A 14,692-nucleotide genomic window follows, 5' to 3' on the forward strand; every position below is an offset into this window, starting at 1 on the left:
CACAAATTAAATATTGGGTTCCGTGGATCGGAACAAGTGGCGTGCAGGACACCAGACCGCTGACATGGGCAAAACCCCTGCGAATCCCTGATTTTTGTAGGAAAACGAACCGGGCGTCTTCCTGCTTTTGATTTTCACTCGTTAATAATTAAATGCGGAAAATTAATAAATAAATTGACGGTCGCATTATAATAATCTAGCTTTCGATTTAATCCGGGATCGTGATCGCTCTAGTCTCGCGACCTTCGGTTCTGGAGCCGAAGAATATTGAGATCAATAAATGATTGCCGGGCGTGGGCGGACCAAGACCGCACATGAATGGGCAGGGGGATACAGCTCTAAATCTCTTCGCGTAACTTGGCAGCAATTGGCCGGATCGTCGCGTTGGGGCGGACTCATCATTCGTCCGAGCGAGCGCTCGTGATTTGCGTGAATTGATTGACAGCGACACTCCCTCTCCGCGTTGGCAGACGAGGGCTACGAATGACGTGCGCGCATTTTGTATGCGAGTCTGGAGCAACGTTCGGCCGGGCTCGGGCAATTTCGAGTTCTTCTCCGCCAACATGTGATCCTTCTATCGAGCCAAGTTTGGCGCTTGCGAATGGTGCGCGAGCCATCGCGTACAGGGCGGCGCCGGAGGCGCCCTCTGCTCCTGTCAGGCACGCGACCGTGCACACGACATCCTATCGCGAGTTCGGAGCGACGCTAGCTCCAAACCGGCCTTGAGCTCGTCAGATGCTCTCTTTGCGCATTTTTCAAGCCCTTGGCCAAGCGGCAGTCCTACTCAGCAACATAGGCAAGGCAACGGCCGGTCATCACCGCGTCATTGTGCAATTTGTGCGGTTCCGTGAACACGGACGGCGCTTTACTCAGAGGATTTAGCTATGGCGACGCAAACAACGGGTGGCGGCAGCACGGTCTCTTTCGGAAATACTCCGCAAGCCAATGTCGACATCTTCTCGTTTACGGAGGACGCCAGCAACATTCTCATCTTGAATGTGCTGGCAAATGACCTCGGGGGCGCGGCCAAGACGCTGTTCTCCCTGGACAATGGAACGAGCGCCTCCGCGTCCACCAAGAACTACGCACCTGCGGACTTGCTGGTCAAAGATGTGGCGTACAGCAGTGATGCCGCCGGAATGGCCGCAACCAGTGACCGCAGCGCCCTCGGTGCACGCATCTGGATCGAAGCGGACGGCACCGTTCATTACGACAAGGGCGACATCAACGTTCAGCTTCAGGCGCTGGCGACCGGGCAAACGCTGACTGATACATTCACTTACGCTATCCAGCTGGGTAATGGCACGCTCAGCTGGGCGGCCGTGACACTCCAGTTCAATGGCGCAAACGACTCGGTCTTCATCACATCGAGTCCGCAGAGCGGCTCGGTGGTAGAAGACGCGAATGCCACGCCGGATCTCTCGGATTCGCAGATCGCGGCCGGCACCATCAGCTTCAACGATGCCGATCTCGGCGACACGCATTCGGCCTCGTTCGCGGCAGCCTCTTCCAACACCACGTCGCTCGGCGCCTTCTCGCTCGATCCTGTCAACGAGATGGACAATGCCGCCAACGGCTCGGTGCAATGGCACTACAATCTGAACAACGCGGCCGCCCAGTACCTCGCTGCGGGCCAGACGATCACCGAGAGCTTCGTGGTGACGATCAATGACGGCCACGGCTCGACAGCTACCCAGACCGTGACGGTCACGATCACAGGCACAAACGATTCGGCTACGGTCTCTTCCGAGGCGAAGTCCGTCACCGAGGGCAACACCGCCGCCGCGCTCAACACGAGCGGCCTATTGACGATTGTGGATCCCGACAGCGGCGAAGCCCATGTCGTGGCACAATCGAACATCCACGGGACCTACGGCGACTTCAGCATCGACGCCAACGGCGCCTGGAGCTACACCGGCAATGGCGCCCACGATGAGCTCACCGCCGGCCAGCAGGTCCAAGACCAGTTCACGGTGACCAGCCAGGACGGCACCGCCACCGGCACGGTGACGGTGACCATCACCGGCAGCAACGACGCGGCCACGGTCTCATCGGACTCGAAGTCCGTCACCGAGGGCAATGCCGCCGCGGCGCTGAACACCTCCGGCCAGCTGACGATTGTGGATCCCGACAGCGGCGAAGCCCACGTCGTGGCGCAATCGAACGTCCATGGGACCTACGGCGACTTCAGCATCGACGCCAATGGCGCCTGGAGCTACACCGGCAATGGGGCCCACGATGAGCTCACCGCCGGCCAGCAGGTCCAGGATCAGTTCACGGTGATCAGCCAGGACGGCACCGCGAGCGGCATCGTGACGGTGACCATCACCGGCAGCAACGACGCGGCCACGGTCTCGTCGGACTCGAAGTTCGTCACCGAGGGCGACACCGCGGCGGCGCTGAACACCTCCGGCCAGCTCAGCATCACCGACCCGGATACGGGCGAAGCCCACGTCGTGGCACAATCGAACATCCACGGGACCTACGGCGACTTCAGCATCGATGCCGACGGCGCCTGGAGCTACACCGGCAACGGGGCCCACGATGAGCTCACCGCTGGCCAGCAGGTGCAGGACCAGTTCACGGTGACCAGCCAGGACGGCACCGCGAGCGGCACGGTGACGGTGACCATCACTGGCGGCAACGACGTGGCGACAGTCTCATCGGACTCGAAGTCCGTCACCGAGGGCGACGCTGCCGCCGCATTGAACGCCTCCGGCCAGCTGACGATTGTGGATCCCGACACTGGCGAAGCCCATGTTGTGGCGCAATCGAACATCCACGGGACCTACGGCGACTTCAGCATCGATGCCGACGGCGCCTGGAGCTACGCCGGCAACGGCGCGCATAATGAGCTCACCGCCGGCCAGCAGGTGCAGGACCAGTTCACGGTGACCAGCCAGGACGGCACCGCCTCCGGCACCGTGAGGGTGACCATCACCGGCAGCAACGACGCGGCCACGGTCTCGTCGGACTCGAAGTTCGTCACCGAGGGCGACACCGCGGCGGCGCTGAACACCTCCGGCCAGCTCAGCATCACCGACCCGGATACGGGCGAAGCCCACGTCGTGGCACAATCGAACATCCACGGGACCTACGGCGACTTCAGCATCGATGCCGACGGCGCCTGGAGCTACGCCGGCAACGGCGCGCATAATGAGCTCACCGCCGGCCAGCAGGTGCAGGACCAGTTCACGGTGACCAGCCAGGACGGCACCGCCTCCGGCACGGTGACGGTGACCATCACCGGCAGCAACGACGCGGCCACGGTCTCGTCGGACTCGAAGTCCGTGACCGAGGGCGACGCTGCCGTCGCATTGAACGCCTCCGGCCAGCTGACGATTGTGGATCCCGACACTGGCGAAGCCCATGTTGTGGCGCAATCGAACGTCCATGGGACCTACGGTGACTTCAGCATCGATGCCAATGGCGCCTGGAGCTACACCGGCAACGGCGCGCATGACGAGCTCACCGCCGGCCAGCAGGTGCAGGACCAGTTCACGGTGACCAGCCAGGACGGCACCGCCTCCGGCACGGTGGCGGTGACCATCACCGGCAGCAACGACGCGGCCACGGTCTCGTCGGACTCGAAGTTCGTCACCGAGGGCGACGTTGCCGCCGCATTGAACGCCTCCGGTCAGCTGACGATTGTGGATCCCGACAGCGGCGAAGCCCACGTCGTGGCGCAGAGTAATGCGCACGGGACCTATGGCGACTTCACGATCGACGCCAACGGCGCCTGGAGCTACGCCGGCAACGGCGCGCATGACGAGCTCACCGCGGGCCAGCAGGTGCAGGATCAGTTCACGGTGGCCAGCCAGGACGGCACCGCTTCCGGCACGGTGACGGTGACCATCACCGGCAGCAACGACGCGGCCACGGTCTCGTCGGACTCGAAGTCCGTCACCGAGGGCAACACCGCGGCGGCGCTGAACACGAGCGGCCTATTGACGATTGTGGATCCCGACACGGGCGAAGCCCACGTCGTCGCACAATCGAACATCCACGGGACCTACGGCGACTTCAGCATCGATGCCGACGGCGCCTGGAGCTACACCGGCAATGGGGCGCATGACGAGCTCACCGCCGGCCAGCAGGTGCAGGACCAGTTCACGGTGACAAGCCAGGACGGCACCGCCACCGGTACGGTGACGGTGACCATCACCGGCAGCAACGACGCGGCCACGGTCTCGTCGGACTCGAAGTTCGTCACCGAGGGCGACGTTGCCGCCGCATTGAACGCCTCCGGTCAGCTGACGATTGTGGATCCCGACAGCGGCGAAGCCCACGTCGTGGCGCAGAGTAATGCGCACGGGACCTATGGCGACTTCACGATCGACGCCAATGGCGCCTGGAGCTACATCGGCAATGGCGCGCATGACGAGCTCACCGCGGGCCAGCAGGTGCAGGATCAGTTCACCGTGGCCAGCCAGGACGGCACCGCTTCCGGCACGGTGACGGTCACCATCACCGGCAGCAATGACGCGGCGACAGTCTCATCGGACTCGAAGTCCGTCACTGAGGGCAATGCCGCCGCCGCACTGAACACGAGCGGCCTATTGACGATTGTGGATCCCGACAGCGGCGAAGCCCATGTCGTGGCGCAGAGCAATGCGCACGGGACCTATGGCGACTTCAGCGTCGATGCCGACGGCGCCTGGAGCTACATCGGCAATGGCGCGCATGACGAACTCACCGCCGGCCAGCAGGTCCAGGATCAGTTCACGGTGACCAGCCAGGACGGCACCGCCTCCGGCACCGTGACGGTCACTATCACCGGCAGCAATGATGCGGCGGTGTTGGACGCCAATGGCGGTTCAATGTCCTACACCGAGGGTCAGGCGGCGACCGCGATCGATACGGCGCTGTTGGTGTCGGACCTTGACAGCGCGAATCTGACCGGCGCGACGGTCTCGATCACAGGCAACTTCGCCTTCGGCCAGGATGTGCTCGGTTTTACCAATCAGAACGGCATCACCGGCAGCTATAACGCCAGCACTGGGGTGCTGACCCTGACGGGTTCGTCGAGTGTGGCGAACTACCAGGCGGCCCTGCGCTCCGTGACATATTCGAACTCGGGCGACGATCCGTCGGGCGCGACCCGCACCATCAGCTACCAGGTTGACGACGGCCAGACGGCCAGCCACGCCAGCAATATCGTGAACGCGACAGTCACGGTCATTCCGGTCAACGACGCGCCGGTGAATACGGTTCCGGGTGCCCAGACGACGAACATCAACACGACAAAGGCGATCACGGGACTTGGCATCTCCGATGCCGACTCGGACGGCGCCAGCGAAACGGTCACGTTGTCGGTAACCAACGGCACCTTGACCGTTTCAGGAGGTACCGCAGGGATCAACGGCAGCGGAACGTCGACGGTGACGCTGACCGGAACAGTCAGCGCCATCAATTCCACCCTGACCTCGACGGTCAATTACGTTCCGACATCGAATTTTGCCGGAACTAGCACTCTGACCATGGCGACAAGCGACAATGGCCACACCGGAGCGGGTGGGGCATTGACCGATGTGGATACGGTGACAATTTCAGTCACGAGCCCCAGCCCCTTCGCTCTCACGACCGGCACCGATACCGTCTCCTATGTATCGGGCACCAATACTGTGACCGGCACGCAATCTCCCCTAACGCTGAACAACGGCGACATGCTGACCGGGGGAAGCGGTACGGACACTCTCGCGGTCAGTGGTGGTGGTCTGGGGCCTTTCACTTTCGGCGATGGTGCAGGGAGCATTGGCCTGAAGAACTTCGAAACAATCGTCTTAAGTGACGGCAACAGCGGAAATCACACCGACACCCTGACATTCCTTTCGACATTCCAAAATGGAGGAACGCTTACGATTGACGGATCCGGCATCACGGGTAACGGCGACCTGGTCGTAGATGCTGGCGCAGTCACGTCTGGATCGTTCGTCATCATGGGCAGTTCTGGAAACGGCGGTGATGATACCCTCAAGGGTGGTTCAAGTAACGACACGATCAACGGTGGCGCAGGCACTGGCGCGGACAGGATCGTGGGTGGTGGTGGCGCAGATGCGCTGACCGGTGGTGGCGGGAACGATACCTTCGCCTATCTCGCTGTTACCGACGCGGGTGACCACATCACCGACTTCAACACCTCAGGGGATAAGCTGGAATTTACTGTAACCGCCGGGCGGTTCGTCATTGGTGATGTCGATACGACCGTTGAAAACGTCAGGACGGGCAACAACGCTGCGTTAAATCTCGCCAACACGGAGGTCGGCATCAAGACAGACGCATCCGTGACGACGGCGACAGTTCAATCAACGATCAACAGTTACTCCAACATCACCACAGGAGCCCTATTTGTATTCCACAACTCGACAGTGGGCCACGCGCAAGTTTACTACGATCCCAATCCGAGCGTCGCAGGCGGCGCGACACTCGTCGCCGATTTGGACAACCTGACCACGCTGGCGAGCATAACCGGTAGTTTCAGCGCGGCGGATTTTGGGTTTGGAACGGCGCTTGCTCCTGCGGGGGTGTCGGGCCAGCCCATCAATCTCGGCCTGACGGACTCGCCCGCTCATCAGGGTCAAATCGCCACCGTCACTGTGGGCAGTGTGCCCGCAGGCTGGACATTGAATGGTGGGATGCTGCTCCCCGATGGCAACTGGACGATCGAGACGACTGACGTCAGTTCGCTAATGGTGACATCGCCGGTCGATTTCGCCGGAGCATTGCACCTCGACGTGACCGTGACCTGGATGCAGCCGGATGGCTCGGCTGTAATCGAGACATTCGCCGACAACGTTGAAGCTTTTGCAGCGGGCTCCGCCATCGTCGCCATTTCCGGCAACGATTATCTCACAGCGTCAGGTGGCAGCGATCTGCTTGTATTCTCACAGCCCATCGGCCACGACGTCATCTATAATTTCGAGATTGCGCATGATCAGATCGACCTGATCGGCTACGCCAGCTTCAAGACGTTCGCCGACGTCCAAACGCATCTGTCTACCGACAACGACGGCAATGCCGTCATTGCGCTGGCCGACGGTCAAATGATTACTCTGGATGGCGTCGATGCCGGCTCGCTCGCAGCGGACGACTTCGTATTCGACTTCAAGCCCATGGTCGACAATTCAGGCACAATGACAATCGGCAACGGCGCATTGCTGCCGTTATCCGGCAACATCCACAATACGGGCACCATCTCGTTGAACTCGACGGGCGCCGAGACCGACCTCCAGCTTGTTGGGCACGGCATTCTGCTTGAAGGTGGCGGTCAGGTGCTGTTGTCCGACAATAGCGGGAACACTGTCAGTGGAGCTGTTTCCGACGTCACCCTGACCAACATCGACAACACCATTTCGGGAGCCGGACAGCTTGGCGAAGGCACTATGATCCTTGTCAACCAAGGTACAATCATCGCGACGGGCACCAACGCACTCGAGATTGACACCGGTAGCAACAGCATCGTCAATTCCGGAACGATTGCGGCCAGCGGCAGCGGCGGTCTGGTCATCGACAGCAGCGTGGACAATTCAGGATTGCTGTGGGCGCATGGAGCCAACGTCACTCTCAATGGCAGTGTAAGCGGCAGCGGCACCGTACTGATGGATGGCGTGGCTACGATCGAGTTCGGAGCGGCTTCATCTGCGCATGTTGCACTAGATGCCGCAGCGACCGGGACAATCGTGCTCCATGACTCCTTCGACTTCAGCGGAGTCGTGTCCGGGTTCGACGGAGATGACCACCTGGATCTCCTCGGCGTCGCATTCGGGGACGGCACGACCGCTAGCTATGTCGCAAATCAGGCCGGCACTGGAGGAATCCTTTCGGTGACTGACGGAGTTCATACCGCCAATATCAGCCTGTTGGGCCAGTACGATCCCGCGAGCTTCCAGACTGAGGCAGACAAGAACATGGGAACGCTCATCAGCTATCACGAGTATCTGGTCTGAACGCGCTGCCAGGAGATGGCTAAAGGTGCTGACTGCAAAGTCGGTACTTGGTTCGCATGGAGATTTGGGCGCCCTGCTCCATGGGCGCCGGCCCGGCCGCAGCATCCGCTCGATTATATGTGAGTGGATCGACAGGTTGATGCAGCACCATGGCTCATCGCCATTACATAATTCTCTAATCTCAGAATAATAAAATTATACCACTAGTCGCCCGTATTATTCCGGTGAATCTCTGGCGATTCTCAGCCGGCGCCTAGTCCCGGATTCAATTGCGGGGGCAGCTATCTTCTTTCTGTTGCGCCGGTTTTCGCCGATTCTGGACTTTCACGACGGCTCGCTTTCGAGTAGGGTTAATTCAAAAAACATTATATATTAAATGTTGACGATAATAAACATTTAATGGATAGTTTATCGCTGGCGGGGCCGGACATAAATCCGCAGCCGCTGGAAGTCGCCGAGGTGTCTGCAAATTCATCTTGAAAGAAGGGATTCTTCCTATGTTGCATCATTTCATCGAGACCAAGGAAGCGTTGAAGCGTCTGCGAACGGACCAGGATGGCGTGGTGTCATTCGAGTACATCATCGTCGCGGTTTGTATCGTCGGCGCAGTGGGTGCTGTGTTCGGTGGTGGAGCCGGCGGGCAGATCGGGGCGGCGCTGACTACCGGGATCACCGCAATCACCACCGCTTTCACGACCGCGATCGCTGGTTGATACAGCCGTTTTGGCACCAGAGGGGGGCAATCCAAGCAGCCCCCCTCCCGCAGGAGTGCTCCCGCCAGTTTGCCTTCCACTTTTTTGAAACGTGCATTTCATGAGTTGGATTGCTCCCACAGCCTCGATCCTGGAAATCCTGTTGTTGCTCTATGTCGCAACGATGGACGTCGCGACGCGCTTGATCCGAAACGAATTTTGTCTTGCGCTGGCGCTCCTCGGGATCGCCGGTCAATTGCCCAGCCCGATTCAAGTCGCTGTGTCGCTGATCGCAGCCGCGATCCTCTTTCTGCTACTTTTTGTCCTGTACGCGCGCGGAGGAATTGGTGGCGGCGACGTCAAGCTGCTGGTTGCCCTGGCGGTTGGTCTCCCGCCGAGCGGCGTGATGCAGTTGCTGACCGTCACCGTGCTGGCCGGCGGCGTTCTTGCCTTGGTGCATCTGATGATGCGTCACCTGCCATATCCCAGGTTGGCACCCGCCGGATCGTCGCTCGCGCGCCGGATTTACGCGATCGAGCGTTGGCGCCATTTGCGACACGCCCCGCTGCCTTACGGAGCTGCTATCGCCTGCGGCGGTATCTGGACCATTTTGAGCAAAGGATCGTGAAATGTCATCCGCGCTGCGTCTGTCGATCATCGTGGTGCTTTTGCTTGCAACCACAGCGTTCGGACTGATCGCCTATAGCATGAACCTGCCGAAGGCGCTGCCTCCGGTCCCAGTACAAGTGACAGAGACCCTCGCGCCGGCGGCGCCGACGACCGCCGGATACTTTGTCGCGGCACGGCCATTGCCGAGGGGGACGTTGGCCCGCGAAGAGGATTTGGCCGTCCGCTCGGTGCCACCGGAGCGCGTTCCCCAAGGCGCTATCCTTGAGACCCCCGAGTCCAAGGCCGGACTTGCCGGTTCACTCATCCGCAACTTCGTCGAAGCGGGCAGTCCCGTTACGTTGCAGGATATCCTGCGTCCGCGGGATCGGGGTTTCCTCGCCAGTGTCCTGGCGCCAGACAGCCGTGCCATCAGCATCAAGGTTGACGAGGAAGCCGGTGTCTCGGGCCTCATCAGGCCGGGCGATCACGTCGACGTCGTGCTGACTCAGGTTTTCGAGAAAGTCGATACCGCGCGTCGTGCCCTCAGCGAAACCGTTCTGCGCAACGTTCGAGTCATCGCGATCGATCAGGAGATCGTGCAGGGCGCGCGACCCATCGGCGGGATGGCGGGTAAGCAAACGCAGACCGTGTCACTGGAGCTTACGCAGGTGCAGGTCAAGAAAGTCACCGTCGCAAAGCAGCTCGGGACGCTCTCGTTCGCGGTACGCGCAGCAGTCGATCAGTGGGACAAGGCAGACACCGGCGCGATGTCGAGCTGTGACGTGTCGCCTGAACTTGCCCGCCAGTATGCAATTTCCGCACAGAGAACGGCAGTGTTCGTTCACTCAGGCGGTGAGGTCAAGCAATACACGGTCAGGAAGCAAGAGGAAGACGCTCTCGTCAGCTGCGACGGTGCATCGGAAGCCGTACGCCCGGCTGCAACGGCGGCGGGTTACGATAACAGGTTGTCGGAGAAACGTTGATGAACATTGCCATAGCCACTCCGCCTGAAGAATCGACGTCGATCGTCACGCGTAACCGCATCGTCGGCTTCGTCAATGACGAGCTCAGCGCTGCGGCGCTGCGCAAGGGGCTCGAAGGCGCCAACCTCTCGATCAGGCGCGGCACGATCCGCAATGCCATACGGATGCTCGAAACCGACACCGATCTGTTCGCGCTGGTGGCAGACATCAGTGGCATCGATGATCCCTTTACCGAGCTGGAAAGGCTGGCCGGCGTCTGTCCACCCGATGTCCGCGTGGCCGTGATCGGCGACAACAGGGAGATCACCTTCTACCGTGAGCTCCTGGAGCTCGGCTTGACCGAGTATCTGCCGCGACCGCTCACGCGCGACATGGTGCTGGACAAGCTGCGTCCCAAGTTGCTCGGCGACGTCGCAGCCAACCAGATCGATCGTGGCGGGCACGTGGTCTCGATCTGCGGGGCGCAGGGCGGCGCCGGCGCCACGAGCATCGCGATCAATCTGGCGCTGCAACTTGCCGAGACAACCAAGGCCAAGGTGGCGCTGCTTGATCTCCATCTGCAGGGCGGCGAGGCCGCCGTGATGTTGGGTGTTCGTCCCGGGCCGGGCTTGCGTATCGCTCTGGAAAATCCGGCGCGGGCAGACACGCTCTTCCTCGAGCGCGCGGCTATCGAAGTCAACGAAAGGGTTTGCCTGGTCTCGGCCGACGAGGACCTCGATGCGCAGCTCGAAATTACGGAGGCTGGCGTACGACACGTGCTGGGTCTGCTGCGTCAACGGTTCAACTACATCGTCGTCGATGTACCCGTCCCGTTTCCGCCGTCGATCTATCCCGTGATTGCGCTGTCCCGTCACGTGATGGTGCTGCTCGAATCCGAGGTGACCGGACTTCGCAATGCCCATGCGCTACGCGCCGCCGTGATCAACATCGCGGGCAAGGACCGGGTCTTCACCTTGCTCAACCGGGCCGGTCGTCCCGGGGGCCTTCCGAGGGCGGCGGTCGTCAAGGCGTTGGGTGCAGAGCCCGACATCGTCGTTCCCGATCTCGGCAAGGGCATGACCGAGGCGCTCAATCTCGGAATTCCAGCTCTGAAGCACGTCAGGAAATTGCGGCGTTACCTGGCACCGATCGTACGGGAGATCAGCGGTGTCGCTGCCGAGCGGGGTAGCTGGTGGAGGAGGGTGCTCACAGCACATCTGCGATGAAGAAGTTTGGTAGGCGTGACGACGACGCACCGGCTCACGTATCTGCATTGGTGGCAGGCCTCCCTGCATCTGCGATAGGCCTGCCTTTGCCGTCGCCCAGCGCGACTGCATCCGCACCGAGCGTGCCGTCGCCTGCGCCAAGGCGCGACGAGCCGGGGATCCACCAACCCATAATCCCGCCTTCGCTGCGTGAACGGGTGATTGAGCAGATCGAGCCAGCGGTGGCCGCAACCGTCTCGCGGGAAGTTCTTCGGCGGCAGATTGAGGAGATCATTCACCACATTGCCAACCAGGAACGGCTCGAGCTGTCGGGCCGCGAGCAGCTGCAGCTCGCGGACGAAATCGCCGACGACATGACGGGCTACGGGCCGCTGCGTCCGCTACTGCTGGACCAATCGATCAACGATATCATGGTGAACGGTCCAAGTAATGTCTACGTGGAGCGAAGCGGCAAGCTGGAACGAATTGCGGTGCGATTCCGCGACAATGATCACATCGCCTCCGTCGCTCAGAAGATTGCCGCGCAGGTTGGACGGCGCGTCGACGAATCCAGTCCGATGGTGGATTGTCGCCTGCTGGATGGCAGCCGGGTCAACATCATCCTCCCGCCGCTGGCGATCCATAGTCCGTGCATTTCCATCCGGAAGTTTCCAAGCCGCCGTTTGGACATCGCCGGATTGATCGAAAACGGCTCGATGACCGCGGCCATCGGACGATTGCTGGAGATCGCCGCCCGCTCGCGGCTCAATGTTCTGGTCTCCGGCGGCACCGGATCCGGCAAGACGACGCTCCTGAACGCGATGAGTCAGTTCATCGATCACACCGAACGTATCGTCACGATCGAGGATGCGGCTGAGCTGCAGCTTCAGCAGCCGCACGTGATCAGCCTGGAGACCCGGCCTCCCAGCCTCGAGGGCACAGGGCAGGTGACACAACGCGATCTGCTGGTGAATGCCCTGCGTATGCGTCCCGACCGGATCGTCGTCGGCGAGGTGCGCAGTTCCGAAGCATTCGACATGCTGCAGGCGATGAACACCGGCCATGATGGTTCGATCTCCACGGTACACGCGAATAGTACCCGGGATGCCCTGACCCGCATCGAAAACATGGTGCAGATGGGACAGGTCAATCTACCGTCGCGCGCCATTCGAAGCCAGATCGTCGCTGCGCTGGATCTCATTGTGCAGGTCGAGCGCATGCGGGACGGACAGCGCCGTATCGTTCAGATCAGCGAGGTGATCGGCCTTGAAGGCGAGGTGATCACCACCAATGACATCGCAGCCTTCGAGTATCAGGAGGAGGATGTGCACGGGCGGATATCGGGCAGCTACAAGTCCAACCTTGCAACCCCGAAGTTCAAGAGCCGGCTGGTCTATTTCGGGCTGGATGGTGCTTGGGCCGAGGCCATGAGGCAAGTATGACGCTGGAGTCCGTGATCGTCACTGTTCTGGCGCTCGCGATGTGCGCAGCGGCCATCTCGTTGTGGCTCGACGCGCGGGAAAGACGCATCAATCGCCAGTTGGCGGTTGCTCTGCCAGCGTCGCATCCGGCCAACCTGCCATCCATTCGCCGCTTGGAGGCCGGGTCCCAGGCTCAGTTTCTCAATCGGCTATCCAATTACAATCCCGATATACCTTACGTGTTGCATCCTGCCTATGTGCTGCTTGCCGGTGCATTCGGAGCAGCAGCGATCCTTTATGCGAACAGCCAGCTGGGATATTCCATCGTCTACGGGTCCATTGTCGCCGTAATCGCGGCCCTCATTGTGATACGAGGCCTGTTCGGATGGCAGCAACGTCGCTTTGCTCTTCAGCTTTTTCGACAGCTGCCTGATGCGATCCAGCTGGTGACAAGTACCGTGCGATCGGGTCTGCCTGTGCACGAGGCATTTCGTGCCCTCGCGCGCGATATGCCGCAGCCAACCGCCGGGCAGTTTGCCATCGTATGCAGCGAAGTGAATCTGGGAAGACCTGCAGAGGAAGCTGTCCAAGCCGTCTATCGGCGGACGCAGGTGGCCGAGTATGCGATCTTTGCGGTGACACTTGCCGTCCAGTTGAAGTCCGGCGGCAGCCTGGCCGAGACCTTGCAGAACCTGGGAGACACTGTCAGGCAACGTGTTGCGCTGGCTGCTCGGGCCAAGGCGCTGGCAGGAGAGGTGATCTTTTCCTCACGAGCGCTGACAGTCTCGCCCTTGATTGCAGGTGGGGTCCTATACGCAGCCAATCCGCAAACGGTTGATCTGTTGTTCACCGATCCGGTCGGAAACAAGCTGCTGGCTTACGCAGTCCTTTCGGTGCTTGTCGGAGCCCTGGTGATAAGTTGGATGGTCAGAAGGGAAACAGAATTATGACTTCTGGTCTCAGTCTGGTGGCCCTTGCAGTCGTGGCTGCGACTGCGTCCTGCATGTTGATCATCCGCGAAATACACATTCGTGCATTGGACGCCCGGGTATCAAACGCCGTGATGGGCGTTGCTGGCCGGTCTGCACCCTTCCAGGATGTGACCGGTTGGTTCTCGTCACTCGGCATGCGGTATCGTCGCTTCTATGCTGAGGAAAATCTGGATCAGCTACGAACCATCCTTCAATCGTCAGGTTTCAATCATCATCGAGCCTTGCCGACCTGGATCGGTGTCAAAGCCGTCAGCATGGCCCTATGCCCGATCATTGCCGGGGGTGTCGCTCAGCTTTTCGGGAAGGCACTGCTGGATGTGCTGGTCTTCACGCTCATTGGCATGGCGATCGGGATCTTGGCGCCGCGATTGATACTGGCGGTGCTGAAGCGGCGGTTTGATGCCGCCATTCGCCTGGGCACGCCGGACATGATCGATTTGCTGGTTGTGTGCAGCGAGGCGGGAATGGGCCTGGAAAGCGGGCTGGCACGCGTCGCGCAGGAAATGAATGAGACCAATCCCGCCATAGCCCGGGTCATGAGCGGCCTTCTTGATGATCTCCGGATCCTGCCAAGCCGCAGCGACGCATTCGAGAAACTGGGATCGACGTCGGATGGGCTTCGCCGATTCGGAATCATGGTCGGCCAAAGCCTGCAATATGGAACGCCGGTGGGCCAGGCTCTGCGGAGTATCGCCGTCGACCTCCGGCGCGAACGAATTACCAAGCTTGAAGAAAGAGCACACAAGTTGGGCGCCAAGCTGACCATTCCGATGGTGTTGTTCCTGCTTCCAGCCATGTTCGTCATCTTGGGAGGAAGTCCCATTCTGCACCTCGTGCGTTCGTTCGCCAGCTTCGGTAAGTAGCC

8 protein-coding genes are annotated in these 14,692 nt (G+C 60.7%); all 8 read left to right on the forward strand.

Annotation, left to right across the window (positions count from 1 at the left end; all coding sequences use genetic code 11):
- Positions 1-884: 884 nt before the first annotated feature.
- The 8 genes from AABA84_RS09955 (at position 885) to AABA84_RS09990 (ending at position 14,690) form a co-directional block, all read left to right on the forward strand.
- Complete coding sequence (locus AABA84_RS09955) at positions 885-7,946, forward strand: VCBS domain-containing protein (protein WP_338311973.1); 7,062 nt, start codon at positions 885-887, stop codon at positions 7,944-7,946.
- Between the two features lie 497 nt (positions 7,947-8,443).
- Positions 8,444-8,659 (forward strand): hypothetical protein, encoded by a 216-nt coding sequence (locus AABA84_RS09960; RefSeq protein ID WP_038949704.1) that lies wholly within the window; start codon positions 8,444-8,446, stop codon positions 8,657-8,659.
- 100 nt (positions 8,660-8,759) lie between these two features.
- Positions 8,760-9,266: an A24 family peptidase gene (locus AABA84_RS09965; protein WP_177237000.1), complete on the forward strand. Its 507-nt coding sequence runs from the start codon at positions 8,760-8,762 to the stop codon at positions 9,264-9,266.
- Position 9,267: 1 nt separating this feature from the next.
- The gene (gene cpaB, locus AABA84_RS09970; RefSeq protein ID WP_212253474.1) at positions 9,268-10,230 is read left to right on the forward strand and encodes a Flp pilus assembly protein CpaB; all 963 of its coding nucleotides are present in this window, start codon (positions 9,268-9,270) and stop codon (positions 10,228-10,230) included.
- The gene (locus AABA84_RS09975) at positions 10,230-11,435 is read left to right on the forward strand and encodes an AAA family ATPase (RefSeq protein ID WP_212253472.1); all 1,206 of its coding nucleotides are present in this window, start codon (positions 10,230-10,232) and stop codon (positions 11,433-11,435) included. The genes cpaB and AABA84_RS09975 overlap by 1 nt, the downstream gene beginning before the upstream one ends.
- Positions 11,432-12,856, forward strand: a complete 1,425-nt coding sequence (locus tag AABA84_RS09980) for a CpaF family protein (protein WP_212253470.1) — start codon at positions 11,432-11,434, stop codon at positions 12,854-12,856. The genes AABA84_RS09975 and AABA84_RS09980 overlap by 4 nt, the downstream gene beginning before the upstream one ends.
- A complete protein-coding gene (locus AABA84_RS09985; RefSeq protein WP_338308533.1) occupies positions 12,853-13,785 on the forward strand; it encodes a type II secretion system F family protein in 933 nt (310 codons plus the stop codon). Before AABA84_RS09980 ends, AABA84_RS09985 begins: the two co-directional genes overlap by 4 nt.
- Complete coding sequence (locus AABA84_RS09990; protein ID WP_338311974.1) at positions 13,782-14,690, forward strand: type II secretion system F family protein; 909 nt, start codon at positions 13,782-13,784, stop codon at positions 14,688-14,690. The genes AABA84_RS09985 and AABA84_RS09990 overlap by 4 nt, the downstream gene beginning before the upstream one ends.
- The last annotated feature ends 2 nt before the right edge of the window (positions 14,691-14,692 follow it).

Origin of the sequence: Bradyrhizobium sp. TM239 (assembly GCF_036247985.1) — a bacterium.
Classification (GTDB): domain Bacteria; phylum Pseudomonadota; class Alphaproteobacteria; order Rhizobiales; family Xanthobacteraceae; genus Bradyrhizobium; species Bradyrhizobium ottawaense.